This window comes from Paenibacillus sp. FSL H7-689 (assembly GCF_000517905.1).
GTDB classification, from domain to species: domain Bacteria; phylum Bacillota; class Bacilli; order Paenibacillales; family Paenibacillaceae; genus Paenibacillus; species Paenibacillus amylolyticus.
The window spans coordinates 101,913-120,414 of record NZ_ASPU01000016.1; the positions used below are offsets into that span (position 1 = coordinate 101,913).

Genomic DNA, 18,502 nt, shown 5'->3' on the forward strand with positions numbered 1-18,502 from the left:
GAACGATATCTAATTTCCTGGGAAATCACTCACTGTGAATGGAAGTACGCTTTCCTTTTCTGATCCTTCGGATAATGGATTGAAGTCCTGCATATATGGCAATCCCACAACAGCCGCCGAGCAAGTCTACTCCAACATCACGTATCGAGCTTGTCCGGTCCGGGCTGAACTGCTGAATATACTCATCAATGGAGGCTATAACAAACACCACAGCCAGAGCAGAAACGATACTGGTCACAAGGGATGTTCTTCTGTACCGCAGCCCGCCGTACACAAGCACGGCGAGCACAGCGTATACAAATAAGTGCGCACTCTTGCGAAAGATGAACTCTGCAAAATCATACGGCCGCTGCTTCAGCGAATACTCATACTCCCCGTAAGTGAATTGCACATCGGGAAGCGTAAAACCGATGTGCAATTTTTGAGACCATTTATGAAGCCAAGGCTGGATGTCTTGCTGTTGAGAGGATTGCGTGGACATGGACCAGATGACCAGAATCCAGATCACAATTAACAGCAGAGCAATGAGAAATCCGTACGTTCTTCGTACATGCTTTTGTCTCGTGCGCCCGGAGCCCTCCTCCATCATTTTGATCTTCACCACTTTCATATCTCTCTCGTTATTCTATTGATCCAACATACATGCCTCTGCCATTTGTACCTACATATACCTGACCATAGATTTGACGGTCTGCCGCCATAATTTGCGGTTCATTGCCCAGCCCGATTCCATTACCTAAAGGACCTATATTGTTCCAGGTTACCCCCATATCATCGGAACGGAAGAATCCATTCACATTATTTACGGTGCCATATACATAAACGGCTGGGACAAATTTGCCTGGCTGAGCTTTACCAAAGGCAAATAATTTGGAGTTCTGTACACCTTGGATCTTGGAAAATGTATTTCCCGAGTTCGTTGATGCATATAATCCATCGGTTCCCAGACTCACCCATACATTATTCGCCACGCCAGGTGCAGCCTCGACTTTAATGAAGCTTGTATTGATATCCGTATTAATAGGAAGGCGAACTGTATTCGCTTTGGACCAGTTGGCACCTGCATCCGTAGACCGATACAGATAACCAGCAGCATACATATAAAATTTATATCCATTGATGCGATCCGCAGCCAGTGGATGATTATAGGCAAAAACCATATTCCCCCCGATGGCCTGAAAAGGGGCACCATTCATATTTTGCCATGTTGCGCCACGATTCGTGCTTCTGACCGGATTACCGGTCTGGGGGTAATAAACAATTACATTTGGATTAATGGCTGAATAGGCCACCCGCCCCAGTGTAGAACCTGCCGGAACGTTTACTGGAGTTACGGTAACTCCGTTATTGGAAGAGACAAATAAACGTGTGGTCGTACCATACCAGTCACTGCTTCCCAGAAATATCATGTAATTCGGATTTGCCTCATGATAGTCAATACTCACAATTTCTCGCATACCTGCGAGCGGGGTTTTATTAAGAGGAACATCGGTTACATTTTCATGTCTAAATCCGACCTGATCCGTTAAACCACTAAAGAATGAAACACCCTGAGGTGGTGTGGATGCCGTGAGTGCGACGACTTCTTCATGACCATCGGTAATGGCTTCCCAAGTACTCGCAGTACTGCCAGTCAATCCAGTGGTACCATTGATATTTTCCGTCTTGTACACGCCAAACCAGTCTGTAGCGTATACGGTGCCCGGATTATGTGGGTCAAACTTGATACTGGATGTCGCTGAGAAAAACATGTTGGGTGTCCACCAGGACGGTTTGGATACCAGCGTTTTGCTCACTGTTGTCCAACTCTGTCCGCCATTAACGGAACGATACAGTGGCAGATTATCTCCGCCTGTTCGAACGGCTGCCAAGATATGATTATCGTTTTGGGGATCAATCGTGATTCCATAATAAGATGAGTAACTGGAGCTGGGTGTTATATTTGTCCACTGCACACCATTGAACTTGTAGACGCCCTGATTATCCGTGGTCACATACAACGTCCCGTTCTTCGCCACAGTCATACGTGCAGGATATTCGGGACTTCTCCCGGTAAGTTGCCAAGTGGTCTGCCCATTGCTTCTTGGTGCTTTGCTATACACACCAATGCCGCGAACCCCCGCATACACAACTTGACCTTGCTTCGTCACGGGATTCAATCCATAAGCTACACTCCGAATTCCCTCACCAGATAGCCCGCTAGGTACATCCCATACCTTGCTCCACGTGGCTGCACCATCACTGGAAGTGTACAATCCATCATATCGTGTACCCACGTGCAGGTAATTGGAGTTCGTGGGATTAACCGCGATGCTCTCTCCCATGGCTCGATGGATGTTTCCATTTGATTCATTCCGAAGATTAAGTCCGGTTCGAATCCAGGTCTCTCCCCGATCTGTAGATTTCAGAATATCACTCGGCCCCACGTTCCCGTACTTCCCAGCAGCGATATACACGACATTGGGGTTTTGCTGATCCAGCGCAATTCCATCCACGCCGTACAGATTGCTGTCCTCATCTCCGAAATGATCCAGTAGTGGGACCCAATCTCCTGAAGCTGTATCCAACCGATATACTCCTCCAACGTCAGTTCGAGCGTAAACCAGATCAGGCTCAGTCGGATGAATAACCACGCCTGTAACGTACCCCCCACCACCAATAGGTATATTCTTCCATTGATAGTTTTGAGCTGATTGAACATAATTTGTACTTGCCGGTATCATGAGCATATACATTAGTAGCACAATCAGGGACAATTTCATTAGCCTGGAGATACGCATCTGGTTCACCGCCCTATCCGATCATTTTGAATGTTCTTCAATCATCTGATGTATCCTGTCTCGTTCCGATTGTTCCACGATATAGTAATACACTCCGTCTATTTTCTTGCCCGTGCCTTTAATCTCAACGGATTCAATATGATCCAGTACCGAACGATAATTGGAGAACATCTGCTTCATCTCATCAAAGGTAACGTCGGTTCTGACGTGAGCACTGACTTCGTCCAGCAACGTCTCCAGTTGCAATACGTTGGATACCTGGACCGTATTCTTCAGCACTTGTTTGATGATCTCCCGCTGGCGGTCATTCCGCCCGAGATCTCCCTTCGGATCATCATAACGCATCCGCGAAAATCCCAAAGCAGCTTCACCATCCAGATGAATATTCCCTTGCTCGAACCGGTAACCCTCATAGTCAAATGCAAACGGGTTATTCACATCCACTCCACCCACCATGTCGATGACTTGTGCAAAGCCCTCCATATTCACTTTCATGTAGTAATGTATGGGAACGTTGAGCAATTGTTCCACGGTCTGCACAGACATGTTAACGCCCCCAAAAGCATAGGCATGGTTGATCTTATCCTCCGTGCCGTGACCAACAATATTCGTTCTGGTATCTCGGGGAATGTTAAACATAAGTGCGGATTGTTTCGCAGGATTAACACTTAATACAATCATGGTGTCGGAGCGCCCCCGATCATTGGAACGTTCATCCACACCCATAATCAAAGCATTAAAAGGTTCTTCATTCTCCATGTCCACAGGGAAATCTCCCCCACCCCGCTGGTCTACAATAGATACCTGCTTGATGGGTTCCCGGGGTTCATACATTTGATCCGCCGCTGATTTAACATGCGAATACAGATACACAGAATATCCAATCATGACAACTGCAACAAGGGAAATGGCACCTAATGTTATTTTGATCCCGCGTCTCATGTTATGGCCTCCGTCAGATGACTGCCGTTTTTCTTCCATCGATATTGGTTAGACCTGGACGACCAACGGAGTAGTATTGAAAGGACGTATCTTTAATCTGATCTTCTCCGTAGATGTTTCTTCCATCAATCAGGATGGGTTGATTCATATGCGCTGCCAAATCAGTCAGATTAACCTCCATGAACTCTTTCCATTCCGTCAGAACACAGAGTGCATCAGCACCTTCCGCCGCTTTCATGGCACGCTCTTCCCACGTAATGGATGGGGAATCCACCTCTTTGCGGAAGTTCTCGGTAGCGATGGGGTCATATGCCCGAATCACCGCTCCCTGCTCAAGCAAACGTTGAATGATCTCAATCGCCGGAGCATCACGAACGTCATCGGTATCTGGTTTGAAAGCAAGCCCCCAGATGGCAATCTCCTTCCCTTCGAGTGAGCCTAGTGCATCTTCCAGTTTACGAATGATGTTGAAGCGTTGATCTTTGTTCACTTCCACCACGGACTTCAGCAGTTTGAAGTCATAATCCACATTACCTGCAATTTGAATCAGAGCTTGTGTATCCTTAGGGAAACAGGAACCTCCGTAACCAATGCCTGCCTTGAGAAAGGAGGCACCGATTCGTCTGTCATAGCCCATGCCTTCGGCAACACGGCTGACATCTGCTCCTACTTTTTCACAGATGTTAGAGATTTCGTTGATAAATGAGATCTTGGTTGCCAGGAAAGCGTTGGATGCATATTTAATCATTTCGGCCGAGCGAATATCCGTAACAATAATCTGATCGGTTAATGGCTGATGCAGCTCTTTCAACGTGGCGACTGCCCGCTCACTATGTGTCCCAATGACTATCCGGTCAGGATAGAGCGTATCCTGGACAGCGGTACCTTCTCGCAGGAACTCCGGTACCGATGCCATGTCGAATGGATGATTCGTCAAACTGCTGATCCATTCCTGAATACGATCGTTAGTTCCGACAGGAACAGTGCTTTTAGTCATTATTATTTTATAATTATCCATATAAGAACCTATTTCTCGCGCGACAAGCTCAATAAAGCTCAGATTTGCTTCGCCATTAGGCAGGGATGGCGTACCCACCGCGATAATGATGATATCCGAACGACTGATAGCATCCTGAATGTTGGTGGTGAAGGACAGCCTTCCTGCTTTCATATTGGCATTCATGATATCCTTCAGACCCGGTTCATAGATCGGAACATGACCGTCCATTAACATATTCACTTTTTCCACATTGTTGTCGACACAGATCACGTTATTTCCCAGTTCCGAAAAACATACGCCCGATACCAAACCCACATACCCTGTGCCAATCACCGTAATATTCATTCCATAATCTCCCCCATGTCCTAATGTGTTGGTTACGCGTGCTTCACATATGTCTGAACAATGTCCTGCCATTCGGTAGACACTCTAACGATATCTTCTTCAATCAGCTGGCTGCCGATCTGTACTTCAATGATCTCCAGTTCCGTAACGGCTCTGACGGAATGAAGCATACTCCGGTCAATGATCACCGTATCTCCTTGCCCGATCATTCGGCTCTTCCCATCCAGAATCAATTCCCCAGTTCCCGATACAACCGTCCATACCTCATTGCGAAGCAAATGGTATTGATAACTCAGGTTTTTCCCGGCACTGATGCAGATTCGTTTGGTGAGAACCTCGCCGCCAGCTTCGTTTCTTGTGTAATCCAGAACCCGGTAGCAACCCCACCTGCGCTCCTCATACATGGGGCGTTGATCCTCATTCTTCAAGATTTCCTTGATCCGTGGGCTGGCTTCTTTGTCACTGACCAGAATGCCATCCGGACTCACGGCGACCACCACATCCGACAATCCCAATATAGCAACCGGAATGTTCAATTCATTGACCAAGTGGGTATTCAAGGAATCTCCCGTAATCCACCCTTTTCCTACAACCGAGCTTCCCATCTCTTCCGTGAGTGTGTTCCACGTGCCTAGATCTTTCCAGAAGCCGTTATACGGAATAGCGATAATCTGATTTGCCTTCTCGACAACCTGGTAATCAAAACTGATCTTGTTCAATCTTCCGTATTGCTTCAGCATCTCGTCATACTGGATCGGCAGTTCCATCTCAATGAGCAGATTAATCAAATAACCCAGCTTAAAAGCAAAAACCCCGCAATTCCATAATGCGGCCTGCTCAATCATGAGGACCGCATCGGATTCGCAGGGTTTCTCCTGGAACTTCGCTACATTCACGTATTCATTGTTATTTTCACTGGAAGATTGGGATTGCGGAATGATGTATCCGTACTTCTCTGACGGGTGCGTCGGCACAACTCCCATCAAGGCCAGATCAGCACCAGACTTATCAAGCATCTCCGGTAAGGTTGCCAGCACTTCGAAGAATTCTTTTTCAACAAAGGGATCTACAGGCAACACTGCAATCGTCTCATTCAGACTCACACTCTCTACGGAATACAGATAGGAGGCAGCGAGTGCAATCGCAGGAAACGTATCTCTGCGCTCAGGCTCCACAACCAGTCTCACATCGTCTCCCAGCTGAGAAGTCAGAATCTCCACCTGTGGCAAACTGGTCGCGATAAGCGCCTCAGATGAAAGTCCGGCATGATTCAGCTGTCTCCATACCCGCTGTACCATGGATTCCGGATTTCCCTCTGGCCCATGAAGAACTTTAAGAAATTGCTTGGATCTGGAATCGTTGGATAACGGCCAGAGACGCTTGCCAGAACCACCGGATAACAGAATACTTCTCATAGGGCTGCACCATCCGACAGCACAACCGTACTTGCTCCCTTTCCGGTCTCGGTTGGCTTGTTATATGTGCTGGTCTGATTGGATTCTAGTCTGCCTGCCGGATTGCTCTTGGTCCAAGCTGCATAATAATTCGAGTTCTTGCCGTATGAATTATCCAGCAGGATGTTCGGTTGATCCAGGAGACAGGCCAGAATATGTCCATGCAGACGGGATGTCGTGATGGTTCGGTATTGATTGAATTCCTTAATGGCCGTATGTACCATCCGATCAGAGTATTTGTACCACAACCAGCGGGCGAAAGAGCTGCCTTTCCCTGACTTTAACCGGGATGTAATCATGCGAATGATCTTCCGGTCTACCCGGTTGTACAATGTCTCCCAGTCTTTAAACGTGGCCTTAGGTCCACTGACGGATTCGTAATGCACCTGATTCTGAGTTTTCTCAATGTCTTTCCGGAAGAAATACAACATCTCTGCGGTAGGCTTGCTCTTGGACTTAAGAGGCCACAACTGATGCGCCATATCCGGAGATAGATACACATTGGTTTGTTGAAATTCTTTACTGGCTATCTCATAAGATAAGGTATCCCGGACAAAAAAGTGCACATCCTTATGACGATTGAATACTTGGGCTGTCTTTTTCAATTCAATATCACTCTTATAAAACATCGTCTGAGGCAGAATGACAATCCGGTGATTCGGATGCTGGGCAATCATTCGTTCTCTCAATTTCTGATGGGCAGGGTAGAGATCACCAAAGTTACCTCCCCCGTGCAACACAATCGTGATACCTTCCGGTACCTTGAGAGACAAAGGGCAATCCAGAATGCTGTATCTGGCACGTACATGAATATCATTGTCCCGGAAGAAAGCCTCAGTACCTTTCATAATCAACAAGTCGCCACCATTGCTATGCACCGGGTAATCCAAATAATAGATTTCGGTACGCGGTGGAATGACCTTCAAAATCTGACGTAAATGTCCCTTCAACTCTTCCATTGGATGAATATTGTTAGTGCCCAGCATCTCCATCTCCTCCTTGGGTGACTCTTCTTCTTTTTTTATTTAACCGTTCATAGAGAAACGTCAGATCTTCCTTGTCATAGAACATGGCGGCAAACTTCACCTTAAATACAATCTTCATCGCAGCCACAGTAACCACCATTCGTACAATGGACCCGATCAATAAAGCAATCGCAATTCCGTTGAGCCCCCACAGCGGGGTGAATACAAAGAACAAAGCCACCGTCACCGAGAGTGCAATGAGCTGTCTGATCATCACAAGTCCAGGCCGACCAAGTGCATTAAATGCGGATGCCAGAATCCAGGAGCCACCACCAATAATGCATTCCACAGCCAAAATATAAAATGCTACGCTCGCTTCCAAAAATTCGGAGCCAAACAGAAGACCCATCAGGTAGTTCCCCACAAACATAGTGGGTATTACAATGATCATCATGACCATGAGCGAGATGCGGAAGGCTCTGCCAACTGTTCGAATAATCTGCTCTTGGGGCAATCCGGTCACTTTTGGAAAAACAACATTACTAATCGCCGTCTGAACCGCATTGTAGATTCGGGATAACGCAAATACGACGGAATACAGTCCAAAATCACGCGGGGTGAGCAAAGCCAAAATAATGATTTTATCAAACTGGGTATACAGCGTTCCTAACAATTCAACACCATACACCCTGCTGCCATAACCAAAAAGCTTCTTGGCCGAACTCTGGTCTACCCGATCCTTGAACCATCTCAGTCTCAATTCATTACGGTTCGCATAGATAGCCCACGCCACCACTGAGAAGCTGGTTACAAAATAGATCGCAGCCGCGAGCTGAATGCTCAGCATCCCCAGGCCCCATAACACAAAAAGCCCGCCTACATTAAACAGGGGGATCATTAACCGGATACCATTATATACAGCGAATTTCTCCCGACTCTGCGAGAGCGCTGATATGAGATTGATGACAATAAGTACAGGAACGGTTGCAATCGTATACCATCTGGATATCTGCACGACCTCCGGCGGAAAGCTGGAGAGCCAGAAAGGTAATCCCAACCAGGCCACAATACCAATGATGATGCACACCGGAACTTGAAAAAGAAAGCTTAACCGAACATACTGTGCACTCTTCTCGGTTGCGCTCTGTTTGATGTTATAAATAATAGAAGTCGGTAGTCCGAATCCGACCAATCCGGTTAAGAGCGCAGGCCAGAACAGGATGGCCGAGAATGCGCCCTTTCCCTCTACCCCGAACATGCGTGACGTCAAAATGGAAGACAACATCGTCAGTGTCATGACCAGCAGATTGGTTCCACTTGTCTGAAATATGGCACTCATTAAGCCGTTTCCTCTGAATACTTTGCGAAGTGCAACTTGCGCCATAGCGATCCTCATCCCTTACTGTTTTGACGAAGCGACCCAACAATCATGCCGTTTCGGTAACATACCTTGGCAAGCTGACGTGTGAACCGATCTGCATTATAAATGTAGATCAGTGAGGTTGTGATCCCCTGTGCAAGCTTGATGCCATGTTTGGCCGTACGCACAACACCACGATCCTGATCACGAATGGCATCACTCACACCTTGCCAATAGATTCGGCGCAGAAACCAGTTCTTTGTCGTTCGCTCTTTGGCTACTTTATGTTGTACCGCGCCGTATGGCGTGTAATATACCTTGAACTTTGTCCGTATTCTTGCAATTAACTCACTCTCTTCACTGGAGAGGAGGTTGTTCCCCACTCTTCCAAGATCTTCACGGAAGGGAGCCAGTTGATCAAAGACAGATAAACGAAAAGCCACATTTGCACCAAATGGAATATAAGGACTTTTCATTTCAGTGACTTCATCTGCAAAATCCAGAATGGTGAACAGCGACCTGTTCTCCGGTGGAATCCACATTGGCTCAGGCACTTCCCAGATCGGGTCAATCTTGCCTCCAACACAACCGATATTTTCATTCATCTCAAACACGCTAACGATCTGGTGAATCCAGTCCCTGCAAGCAAAGGCATCATCGTCAAGGAACAGGATATACTCGCCGCGTGCCTCGTGAATGGCCCGGTTACGGGCTACAGACAAGCCTTGCTTTTCTTCCAACACATACCGGATCGAATGGTTCTCATGCTGCAAGATGGTTTGAAGCACGACTTCCCGTGTGTTGTCTTTTGAATTGTTATCAATGAGTATGATCTCATAGTTGCTGCTTGCGTAATTCTGTTGTATTGCACTTCGTATGGCCTCTACCGCATCCTGTGCACGGTTATACGTACAGATCGCGACGGTTACCTTCATCATTTCATCCCCATATTTTTCAATTAGGTCCACCCGTTCATCTGCACTAACTGGAGTACAGGGTAAGTGTCCTTTGGGCAATCACTGGCCAATCCAGCCGCTCCAACGCTTTGACAAAACCACTGCCTTCCTGAAACTCCGATTGTTTTAACCGGATCATATTCATTGCCTTGAGCAATCCATCCGGATCGGAAGGTTCGTAGAGCACGGCACAATCTTCAGGCAGATATTCCTCCAACAAGCCAATCCGTGGTGCCACCACCGGTTTACAGAAGGTCAATGCCAGAATTGCACTGCCAGAAGTCGCAATTTGCTTGTATGGAAGAATGATCGAATCAACTGCATCAAAATAATCCGAATATTCATCATCTTCGATGAAATGAAAATGGGTATGAATATGTCCACTCTTGAGAAATTCATCTCCAAGGTCATAATCCTTTACCTTTTTGCCGGCAATCAACAGATGGGCCTGTTCGGAATCCAGATCCTTGAATGCCTCCAGCAAATCATCCACGCCCTTGTACGGCGACACCTGACCGAAGAACGCATACACATAACTATCCTCCGGGATGCCAAACCGGGAGCGGATATTCACCCCTTTTCCCTGATACACTCCCTTGTAATGTCCATGTGGTATAACCTCGATCCGGCTGGAATCAATCCCAAACGTCGAACAGATCTCCGAGATCAAGGGTTTGCCCATGACAATCAGCTTGGAGCAATTTTGGACCAGTATTTTTCTCATCCAATAATCAAACCGCGTCTTGCCGCTGTTGTGAGGCCAGATGTTATGCACCGTCCAGAACAATTTGGCCCCGCGCAAGCGCGCAAAACAGATCATCAATACATACAAAATGGACTTGATCACCGTTGTCAGCATGGAAGAACCTCTGTAATAGAAGCTGGGCCAATGAAAATGCAGCACATCATTTTTTTTCAGTTTGATTAGATCTCTTTTGGTAAACTGTTTCACTTCCCATCCTTTGTTCTCAATGGAATCGGATAACAGCTCATTGAATTTATTGTTCTCAATCATCTTGGGCAGCATATACACCGTCGGATTTTCCATCCAGACACCTCTTACTTTAGTTTCATTCGCACAGGTTCCTCTGTATACGTTCCAACTGCGCGCCTTGCATGAAATCTCATTAGAAATCCTTGCATCATAATTTTGGTATTACGCTTGAGCAGCACCCAATCTTTCCACCAAGGGTACAGCGACAGTGCTTTTTTCAAATAAACGTTATTGCGAAGTGTATTTCTCGACCATTCGAGCATTCGATAATGGTGTAACTGACGGCGCTTCTGTTCCTTGGACATGTCATTGTAGTATTTCAAAATAATCTTGCGTTGGCCCTTGTACTTGGCCGTTGTAGAGGTTGAAATTCGTGGACCACTGTGGATGTTGATATCCACCAGCGGTTCTTTCACATTCACGGCGATGTAGCCTCGTTTCAATATACGCAGATAAAAATCATAATCCTGAGCGGATGTCAGATTTTCATCAAATCGAACTTCACGAGCCAGTGAGGTAAGTACCATGATTTTGGACGTTTCCCCAATCCAGTTGAATGTAAGCAGATCCTCATACCGGATAACATCGCGAGGTTCCACCGACAATTTCCGTTTGACCACCTGATGCTGCTCATTCGTGTATGCGAGATACTTGCTGCAAAAGGTGAATGATTCCTGTGTACGCTCCAGCACTTCCGCCTGGGTTTTTATTTTGTCAGGCATCCATTCATCATCATCATCCAGGAAGGCAATGTACTTGCCATTGGCTTGGGATATCCCTACATTCCGTGCATGGTTGGCTCCTTTGGGATATGGAACTCGGATGTACCGAATCCGTGAATCTTCCCGGGTCCAAGCCTGACAGATCTCTGGCGTCTGATCTTCTGAACCATCATCCACAATGAAAATCTCCAGATACGGATGTGTTTGCTCACGTACACTTCTCAACGCATTTTTCAATAAATCGGCCCGGTTATGGGTCGTAATGATGCAAGATACCAAGGGGTTCATTTCATCACCTTTTCCTGTTCACTAGGATACCTTCACTTGAAGTGCATCATATATTCCTGATAATCTGCCCACGAGAAGATTCATATCAAACTTATCCGATATAATCTCTCTGTTATGTGAACCCATTCTTGCTCTAACCTCTTCATCCGTGATGAGATATTCCAGCGCTGATGTCAGCCCGTGCACATCTCCCGGCTCGATTAACAGCCCATTATGACCGGATGTAATCACTTCGGGGATGCCTCCGACGGCGGTCGATATAATGGGCAAGCCACAATTCATTGCTTCAAGTATGGCCATAGGTAATCCCTCATGATAAGAAGGTAGGACCAGTAGATCCGCTTCCCGCATCAGTTTTTCCTTTTGCTCTCCGTTAATCCAGCCGAGTACATTGACACGATCCTCTATTCCATACTGCTGCACGATTGCTTTGACTTCTTCGACTTCGCCATCCCCTGCCAGATTAAAGGTGGCTGTAACGCCCAGCGCCTTTAATTGCTGAATGGACTGAAGCAGATCGTAGACTCCTTTTCGCTCACCCAGTCTGCCCATGAAGAGAGCATTAACGGCTGTTTGTTGTTCTCTTACAAACGGTTCTTTGACAAAGACCCCGTTATAAAGAACCTCAATCGCTGTCTCCGGCACAATCGTAGCAAAGTATTCTTTCCACGTCTGGGACAAGACAATCAACTTGTCTGCCTGATTCAGAATGTAGTGACAATACTTGCGCTGCAGAGCAAATTGATTGTAGAAATCATCAAAGCTGGCCGCATGTATATGCAGAATGACTGACCTTCGAAACAACTTTCGTGCAGTTAGCAGAAATAGAGACTTCCGATAAAAGCTCCCGTTGTTTGCCATATGAATATGCACGATATCCGGCTTGAACGTGTACAGTTTCATCCAGAATTGCATGAATCCCCGTATAAAAATAAGCAGCCGTGATAACACGCTGCCCGTGATATACGTTTCGACCCGCTGCATGGCATACATTTCCGAGATGGAGGAATCCTCAATGTTTTTGATGACACTTACAATTCCGCCCATATCCTTCAAGGATGATCCAACAACCAATACTTTTGGTTTCATGATAGACTCCTTTTTTTCATGGTTAATCTTCATACCTCTTACAGACTATTCACGTAATTTTTGATGGATGAGATCAGATCAGACTGTTTTCTCACATAAGGCTGGAACGTCAGCTCTTCTATGCAAGGAACCAGTTTTTGTAATTCAGCCTGACTCTCCGCGACGGCCACATAGCCGTTATCCTGAAAAACTTTGGAGATTTCAAGCTGATGGTCATCCACATGTTCGCCCCATTCTTTCCGGCGTGGAATGACAATAACGGGCTTGCCGCGTTCAAGACAATTTGTAATGGAGCCAACACCCGCATGAGAAATAATGCATCTGCTGCGCTCCACATATTCATTCATCTCTTCCTGCGTGAGGAAAGGAATCACAGTGAAATTCCGCGGCTGATACTCGGTATATCCGGATTGGGCAACAACCTCTTCTTCAATAATTCCTGCCTCAATCGCCTCATCAATAAGCTCAAACATCCGATTGAAGGGAAAACGCTGGGTTCCAACGATAGCAAATATCAAAATAAAGCCCCCCTGTACTTCGCATTGGGATAGCTATCCTGCAACGTTTCCCATTGAATGAAGAACTCATCCGAGATTTTGTACATCAATCTACCGGTTGCGCTGGAGGAATAGATTTTGGCATAACTTTCGATATAAATCAGCTTGGCACCAAAGATTTTACCGATGAGGCAAAAAGGATATGTGGCTCCCGCCCCTGTTGTAATGATCACCTTTGGACGCTCACGCAGATATAGAAAGAACGATTTGATAATATTAGCCACAAAGATTAGCAAGAACATCGCATTTTTACGCTCTTGCTGCATTAAGAAGTATACTTTGCCCTGTGCCGAATCGACTTTTCTGCTTTTGTTCTTCTCGGTAATCAGGAAATAATCATGTTCTTCAACCGCAGGAATAATTTTGGTTAATTCATCAAAATGGCCGCCTGTAGAACTGATCAAACAGACCTTCATGTTCTAATCTCCTTTGAAAAGGATACGTCCTTGGCTCGCTGTATCTGTATATCCACTTCTGCTTCAGCCCCTGACTTGGAATGGACTCCATTTCCCGTAGCATATAACGCGTTCAGGAAGATACAGAATGGAGCAATCAGATGAACCGTGGACAGGGTATTGTCAAAAAAGGAATAGGTCAGGAAACCGATAATCATACCGGCAAAATACAACCGGATCATGCCGCCCAATCGGAAGTAAACAGCCCGAAACACCAGCAGCAGCGATAGAAACAACAGGATGGCTCCAACTAACCCGCCATCGTAATAAAAACGAATGTATTCATTATGCGGAACGACGAAGCCGGAAAAAATACTTCCATCATTCGCTACGAGAGTTGAGCCGAGTCCACGTCCAAATATCGGATACTCATTTGCTTTGCCAATAAAATAATTCCAGGCTACATCCCTTCCCGACAGGCCTTTGCTCTCTGACCTCATCTCATAATTGTCCCACTGCGCAATCACCATATAGGCCACAGCGACAACGAACAGAATAAGAGGAATAATGGCACTGACTCTGCCTTTGATGAAGGCTTTCAGTTGATCAAAGAGATAGACCAGAATAATCGGAATAAGCGCAATAAGGGGCCCCCTTGTTCCCGTCTGGACCAGAATGACCAGATGTGTCAAGGTAAGCATGTAATACAGAACAACCTGATGGCCTTGCTTGATCTGAATCAGACAGACGCAGATGGAGATAAAACACAACATGGCCAGATGCGCGGCGATGTTAGCACCCTGTAACCGGGTTACTCCCGACATCTCCAGGTTAGTAATGGACAATATGCCGGCGAGTTGCAGAATATAACCACCAGCAAGACTGAACAGCGGCAACCATGCGAGTACACGTATAATTCGTTGACTGATCTCTCTTGAAAAATGAGGCATCAGCAACAAAAAAGGAACAATGACTCCCAGAAAGGCCTTGAATGGATCGAGCGGACTAACCTTACTGGGCAGATCAGATAGAAAATAACTCTCCACAAATAAAAAACCAATCGCCAGTGCAGGATATATCAGATCTTTGCGAATACCAAAGCGTAAAAAAAGAGAGACGACAAAACCCAGAATCGCCAGCTTGTAGAAGGACAGCGAATCCAGTCCTGCCAGATGAATGCTAAATATTTTATCAATGGACAATGAAAAACTTACGATGAGAATCATAAAAATCCAGCTGGGCTGTTTAATATAAACGCCCAGCAGAATCACAGCTATGAGTGCAACAACCGAGACTAGCGGAAGATAGATTGCTGCGAAGACAATTACCAGCGAAAAAAGAATGATATTAAACGACTTCATATTTAATGCAGCAAGTATACCGGTCTTTTGCATATCTGCTATGCCACCTCAAAGCCAGAATCGTGTTTCAAAACGCATCCTTCGAACCTACCAGCACCTTGAACGTTCTGAAGATAATTTTGATATCCACCATCATGCTGCGCTCACGGGCATACGTCAGATCCAGCTCCACCATTTCCTCAAAACCAACACTATTTCGTCCGCTGACTTGCCATAATCCCGTACATCCCGGGATCATCTGAAGACGTTGTCTGTCATAGGAAGTGTAGTTCTTCACTTCTCTGGGCAGAGCCGGTCTGGGTCCAACGAGACTCATCTCTCCTCTGAACACGTTCCACAACTGAGGCAGCTCATCCAGACTGGTTTTCCGAATGAACTTGCCAATCCGGGTAATGCGGGGATCATTTTTCATTTTGAACATATTCCCGTTCACTTCATTCTGATCAATCAGCTGTTCCAGCAGATCTTCTGCATTCGCAACCATGGACCTGAATTTGTACATATGAAACTCTTTTCCATTCTGTCCTACTCGTACCTGACGAAAAAAAACAGACCCCTGCGGGGCCTCTATTTTGATCAGTAATCCGATGACCGCAAACAAGGGGCACAAAATGATCAAACCTATGAAAGAACCCAGCAAATCGAGCATTCTTTTCATAAATAGATACACTTTATCCGCATTTTGTCCTGACATCGTTGATGCATTGTACCCCAGACTTGGGTCCATAACAATCTCCGCTTCCTTCGATTGGGGAGATGGACTCATTCAAACTCCCCCCCGGCTACATGTTCTACCGACTCTTTTTCCAGAATCTGTTGCAGAGCTTGCAGCATTGGAATTCTAAGTTCCTGTTTTTGCAGAGCGAAGTCGATGGTTGTCAAAATGAATCCCAATTTCTCGCCCACGTCATAACGTACTCCCTCGAAATCGTAAGCATACACTCCTTGTGTCTCATTTAAGCGCTGAATCGCATCTGTTAATTGAATTTCTCCCCCTTGACCAATCTCTTGTTGCTCCAGATGTTCGAAAATCTCTGGACTCAGTACGTATCTCCCCATAATCGCCAGGTTGGAAGGCGCTGTGCCTTGGGCAGGTTTCTCTACGAACCTGAGAACCTCTGTCAAACGGCCATCCGATTGAAGCGGGTCTACAATGCCGTATCTGTCTGTTTGTTCAGCAAGTACGGTTTGTACGCCAACAATGGAATGTTGAACCTGATCATATTGATCAATCAATTGTTTGGTGCATGGAACTTCCGATACGACGATGTCATCTCCGAGCAACACGGCAAAAGGTTCGTCACCGATAAAGTTACGTGCACACCAGACAGCATGACCAAGTCCTTTGGCCTCTTTTTGTCTTATGTAATGGATATCCACGTTAGAGGATTTGCGAACCTCTTCAAGCAGGCCCAGCTTCCCTTTTTCCAGCAAGTTATGTTCCAATTCAAAAGCGTTGTCGAAATGATCTTCAATTGCCCGTTTCCCTTTACCCGTTACGATGATGATGTCTTCGATTCCAGAGGCAATGGCTTCCTCAACGATATACTGTATGGTTGGTTTGTCCACAATAGGGAGCATTTCTTTGGGCATCGCTTTTGTGGCTGGCAAAAATCGTGTACCTAGTCCAGCTGCAGGAATGATTGCTTTTCTCACTTTTTTCATAAATACCACCCTATCCTCTTTTTTTTTAGTTTGATAAAAGTTGAACCAGGGCATCTAACCCGTCCTCACGTCATACCTTCGACGATTAACGTCTAAGGTTCATTGAACCCACAGCATGACCGAGTGCCTACAGTGATAAAGGTGCAGTAGACATTACCTGTTTACTTGGGAGCATTGGATGGAAGGTTTACTTCTCTCCGTAGCCCACCGGAACTGCAGCGTTTTTGATATTGTTCAGGATTGCGCCCAGGATTCGTGCATTCACATGCTCCAGAGCAGCCTTGGTCTTCTTCACCAGTTCCTTCTTGACCTTGCCCGAGTTCACGACCAGCAACACACCATCACACAGCGAACTCACAATGAGTGCATCCGTTACCGCGAGCACCGGCGGTGTATCAAACATGATGACATCATATTGATCCTCTAACTTCTCGATCAGCCTTTTCATCCGGTTGGAACCAATCATCTCGGAAGGGTTCGGCGGAATTGGGCCAGAAGTGAATAATTGGAGATTGTCGATATAACTCTCTCTAAGCACGTCTTCCACACTGTACTGATTAGACAGCACACTACTAAGACCGATATGATTCGGTACGGAAAACACCTGGTGCAAGGAAGGATTACGCAGATCCGCATCGATCAGCAGAACTTTTTTCCCTTCCTGGGCATAGGTTACCGCCAGGTTGCTAATGGTTGTGGTCTTTCCTTCGCCGGATTCAGCGGAAGCCACCATGATTTTTTTGATATGACTGTCGATTGAGGAGAACTGGATGTTCGTCCGTAATTTACGGTATCCCTCCGAGATCTGAGATTTGGAGTTAAAATAGGTCACCAGACTGTTATTTTCATTGGTTAGCCGCGACATATTTGCCATCCCCCACTTTCTGTTGAGATACGTAATTTTTCGTATTTTTCAGATCGTCTTTTTTCATTTTGGATATCACTGTAAGCACAGGCAGGCCCAGCTCTTTTTCAAGCTCAGTTTCGGATTTGAATGTGTCATCCAGATAATCCATCAGGAATACAAGTGCAATGGCGAGCACAAGACCTGCGAACAGACTGACAATGATGCTTAATGTGGTTTTCATATTGATTGGAGATGCGTTACTATCCACTTTCGCTTCACTGAGGATAGCCACATTATCGATTTTCATGATTAGGGGGATTTGAGATTGGAACACGTTGGAGATGGCATTGACCGTTTTTGCGGCTTTTTCGTAGGTAGTCCCTTGTACAGTTATGCTCATCACTTGGGATTCGCTGGCTGTAGAGACGGAAGTGCTATTCATGAGCTGAGCAGAGGTTAAGCCTAGGTCCGGATACGTGGTAGCGACTTTATCCATAATGGCGGAAGATTTAATAATTTCTCTGTATGAGTTAATGAGTTTGATATTGGTTTGTATCATGCTGAAGTCCATCATCGCCTGGCCTTGAACGTTAGAGGTCTGGTTCACGATCAGTTTGGAACTTGCCTCATAGATGGGCTGGGTGAAGAAAATGCTTTTGACCCCTGCACCCACACCGGCTATCAAAGCAATTGCAACAATCAACCACAGTTTCTTTTGTAAGAGTCGAAAATATCCTTTCAGTTCCACTTTCATTCCTCCTATACGTTGTGATCTATCCTAT

Annotated in this window: 18 protein-coding genes; all 18 read right to left on the reverse strand. The window is 46.0% G+C overall.

Annotated features, from left to right (window positions below):
- Positions 1-25: 25 nt before the first annotated feature.
- The 18 genes from C170_RS15490 to C170_RS15575 all read right to left on the reverse strand — a co-directional run bounded on the left by C170_RS15490 (position 26) and on the right by C170_RS15575 (position 18,468).
- Positions 26-610, reverse strand: coding sequence for a VanZ family protein (locus C170_RS15490; RefSeq protein ID WP_051447211.1), 585 nt, complete (start codon positions 608-610; stop codon positions 26-28).
- A 10-nt stretch (positions 611-620) separates the two neighbouring features.
- Positions 621-2,780, reverse strand: coding sequence for a WD40/YVTN/BNR-like repeat-containing protein (locus tag C170_RS15495; protein ID WP_036611305.1), 2,160 nt, complete (start codon positions 2,778-2,780; stop codon positions 621-623).
- 21 nt (positions 2,781-2,801) lie between these two features.
- Complete coding sequence (locus C170_RS15500; protein ID WP_036611307.1) at positions 2,802-3,722, reverse strand: LCP family glycopolymer transferase; 921 nt, start codon at positions 3,720-3,722, stop codon at positions 2,802-2,804.
- A gap of 13 nt (positions 3,723-3,735) precedes the next feature.
- Positions 3,736-5,067, reverse strand: coding sequence for a UDP-glucose dehydrogenase family protein (locus C170_RS15505; RefSeq protein WP_036611311.1), 1,332 nt, complete (start codon positions 5,065-5,067; stop codon positions 3,736-3,738).
- 32 nt (positions 5,068-5,099) lie between these two features.
- On the reverse strand, positions 5,100-6,482 hold the full coding sequence (locus tag C170_RS15510; protein WP_036611314.1) for a sugar phosphate nucleotidyltransferase: 1,383 nt from the start codon (positions 6,480-6,482) through the stop codon (positions 5,100-5,102).
- On the reverse strand, positions 6,479-7,507 hold the full coding sequence (locus C170_RS15515) for a polysaccharide pyruvyl transferase family protein (RefSeq protein ID WP_036611316.1): 1,029 nt from the start codon (positions 7,505-7,507) through the stop codon (positions 6,479-6,481). Before C170_RS15515 ends, C170_RS15510 begins: the two co-directional genes overlap by 4 nt.
- Positions 7,494-8,870 carry a lipopolysaccharide biosynthesis protein gene (locus C170_RS15520; RefSeq protein ID WP_036611318.1) on the reverse strand — a complete coding sequence of 459 codons (1,377 nt, stop codon included), beginning with the start codon at positions 8,868-8,870 and terminating at the stop codon, positions 7,494-7,496. The genes C170_RS15515 and C170_RS15520 overlap by 14 nt, the downstream gene beginning before the upstream one ends.
- Positions 8,871-8,878: 8 nt before the next feature.
- The gene (locus tag C170_RS15525; RefSeq protein WP_235200775.1) at positions 8,879-9,784 is read right to left on the reverse strand and encodes a glycosyltransferase; all 906 of its coding nucleotides are present in this window, start codon (positions 9,782-9,784) and stop codon (positions 8,879-8,881) included.
- 43 nt (positions 9,785-9,827) lie between these two features.
- Entirely contained in the window at positions 9,828-10,850 is a 1,023-nt protein-coding gene (locus C170_RS15530; RefSeq protein ID WP_036611322.1) for a glycosyltransferase, read from the reverse strand.
- Between the two features lie 11 nt (positions 10,851-10,861).
- On the reverse strand, positions 10,862-11,806 hold the full coding sequence (locus C170_RS30090) for a glycosyltransferase family 2 protein (protein ID WP_051447212.1): 945 nt from the start codon (positions 11,804-11,806) through the stop codon (positions 10,862-10,864).
- A gap of 21 nt (positions 11,807-11,827) precedes the next feature.
- The gene (locus C170_RS15540) at positions 11,828-12,895 is read right to left on the reverse strand and encodes a glycosyltransferase family 4 protein (protein ID WP_036611324.1); all 1,068 of its coding nucleotides are present in this window, start codon (positions 12,893-12,895) and stop codon (positions 11,828-11,830) included.
- Between the two features lie 38 nt (positions 12,896-12,933).
- Complete coding sequence (gene pssE, locus C170_RS15545; protein WP_036611327.1) at positions 12,934-13,413, reverse strand: PssE/Cps14G family polysaccharide biosynthesis glycosyltransferase; 480 nt, start codon at positions 13,411-13,413, stop codon at positions 12,934-12,936.
- On the reverse strand, positions 13,410-13,868 hold the full coding sequence (gene pssD / locus C170_RS15550; RefSeq protein WP_036611329.1) for a PssD/Cps14F family polysaccharide biosynthesis glycosyltransferase: 459 nt from the start codon (positions 13,866-13,868) through the stop codon (positions 13,410-13,412). Before pssD ends, pssE begins: the two co-directional genes overlap by 4 nt.
- On the reverse strand, positions 13,865-15,241 hold the full coding sequence (locus tag C170_RS15555; RefSeq protein ID WP_051447213.1) for an O-antigen ligase family protein: 1,377 nt from the start codon (positions 15,239-15,241) through the stop codon (positions 13,865-13,867). Before C170_RS15555 ends, pssD begins: the two co-directional genes overlap by 4 nt.
- A 34-nt stretch (positions 15,242-15,275) precedes the next feature.
- Positions 15,276-15,974: a sugar transferase gene (locus C170_RS15560; RefSeq protein ID WP_036611331.1), complete on the reverse strand. Its 699-nt coding sequence runs from the start codon at positions 15,972-15,974 to the stop codon at positions 15,276-15,278.
- Positions 15,971-16,873, reverse strand: coding sequence for a UTP--glucose-1-phosphate uridylyltransferase GalU (gene galU, locus C170_RS15565; protein WP_036611572.1), 903 nt, complete (start codon positions 16,871-16,873; stop codon positions 15,971-15,973). Before galU ends, C170_RS15560 begins: the two co-directional genes overlap by 4 nt.
- Positions 16,874-17,060: 187 nt before the next feature.
- A complete protein-coding gene (locus C170_RS15570) occupies positions 17,061-17,738 on the reverse strand; it encodes a CpsD/CapB family tyrosine-protein kinase (RefSeq protein ID WP_036611333.1) in 678 nt (225 codons plus the stop codon).
- On the reverse strand, positions 17,719-18,468 hold the full coding sequence (locus tag C170_RS15575) for a YveK family protein (protein WP_036611336.1): 750 nt from the start codon (positions 18,466-18,468) through the stop codon (positions 17,719-17,721). Before C170_RS15575 ends, C170_RS15570 begins: the two co-directional genes overlap by 20 nt.
- Positions 18,469-18,502: the final 34 nt, after the last annotated feature.

Coding starts and splice junctions, on each gene's coding strand:
- C170_RS15490 (WP_051447211.1), bottom strand. CDS start 610: ATGAAAGTGGTGAAGATCAAAATGATGGAGGAGGGCTCCGGGCGCACG.
- C170_RS15495 (WP_036611305.1), bottom strand. CDS start 2,780: ATGCGTATCTCCAGGCTAATGAAATTGTCCCTGATTGTGCTACTAATG.
- C170_RS15500 (WP_036611307.1), bottom strand. CDS start 3,722: ATGAGACGCGGGATCAAAATAACATTAGGTGCCATTTCCCTTGTTGCA.
- C170_RS15505 (WP_036611311.1), bottom strand. CDS start 5,067: ATGAATATTACGGTGATTGGCACAGGGTATGTGGGTTTGGTATCGGGC.
- C170_RS15510 (WP_036611314.1), bottom strand. CDS start 6,482: ATGAGAAGTATTCTGTTATCCGGTGGTTCTGGCAAGCGTCTCTGGCCG.
- C170_RS15515 (WP_036611316.1), bottom strand. CDS start 7,507: ATGCTGGGCACTAACAATATTCATCCAATGGAAGAGTTGAAGGGACAT.
- C170_RS15520 (WP_036611318.1), bottom strand. CDS start 8,870: ATGGCGCAAGTTGCACTTCGCAAAGTATTCAGAGGAAACGGCTTAATG.
- C170_RS15525 (WP_235200775.1), bottom strand. CDS start 9,784: ATGATGAAGGTAACCGTCGCGATCTGTACGTATAACCGTGCACAGGAT.
- C170_RS15530 (WP_036611322.1), bottom strand. CDS start 10,850: ATGGAAAATCCGACGGTGTATATGCTGCCCAAGATGATTGAGAACAAT.
- C170_RS30090 (WP_051447212.1), bottom strand. CDS start 11,806: ATGAACCCCTTGGTATCTTGCATCATTACGACCCATAACCGGGCCGAT.
- C170_RS15540 (WP_036611324.1), bottom strand. CDS start 12,895: ATGAAACCAAAAGTATTGGTTGTTGGATCATCCTTGAAGGATATGGGC.
- pssD (WP_036611329.1), bottom strand. CDS start 13,868: ATGAAGGTCTGTTTGATCAGTTCTACAGGCGGCCATTTTGATGAATTA.
- C170_RS15555 (WP_051447213.1), bottom strand. CDS start 15,241: ATGCAAAAGACCGGTATACTTGCTGCATTAAATATGAAGTCGTTTAAT.
- C170_RS15560 (WP_036611331.1), bottom strand. CDS start 15,974: ATGAGTCCATCTCCCCAATCGAAGGAAGCGGAGATTGTTATGGACCCA.
- galU (WP_036611572.1), bottom strand. CDS start 16,873: ATGAAAAAAGTGAGAAAAGCAATCATTCCTGCAGCTGGACTAGGTACA.
- C170_RS15570 (WP_036611333.1), bottom strand. CDS start 17,738: ATGTCGCGGCTAACCAATGAAAATAACAGTCTGGTGACCTATTTTAAC.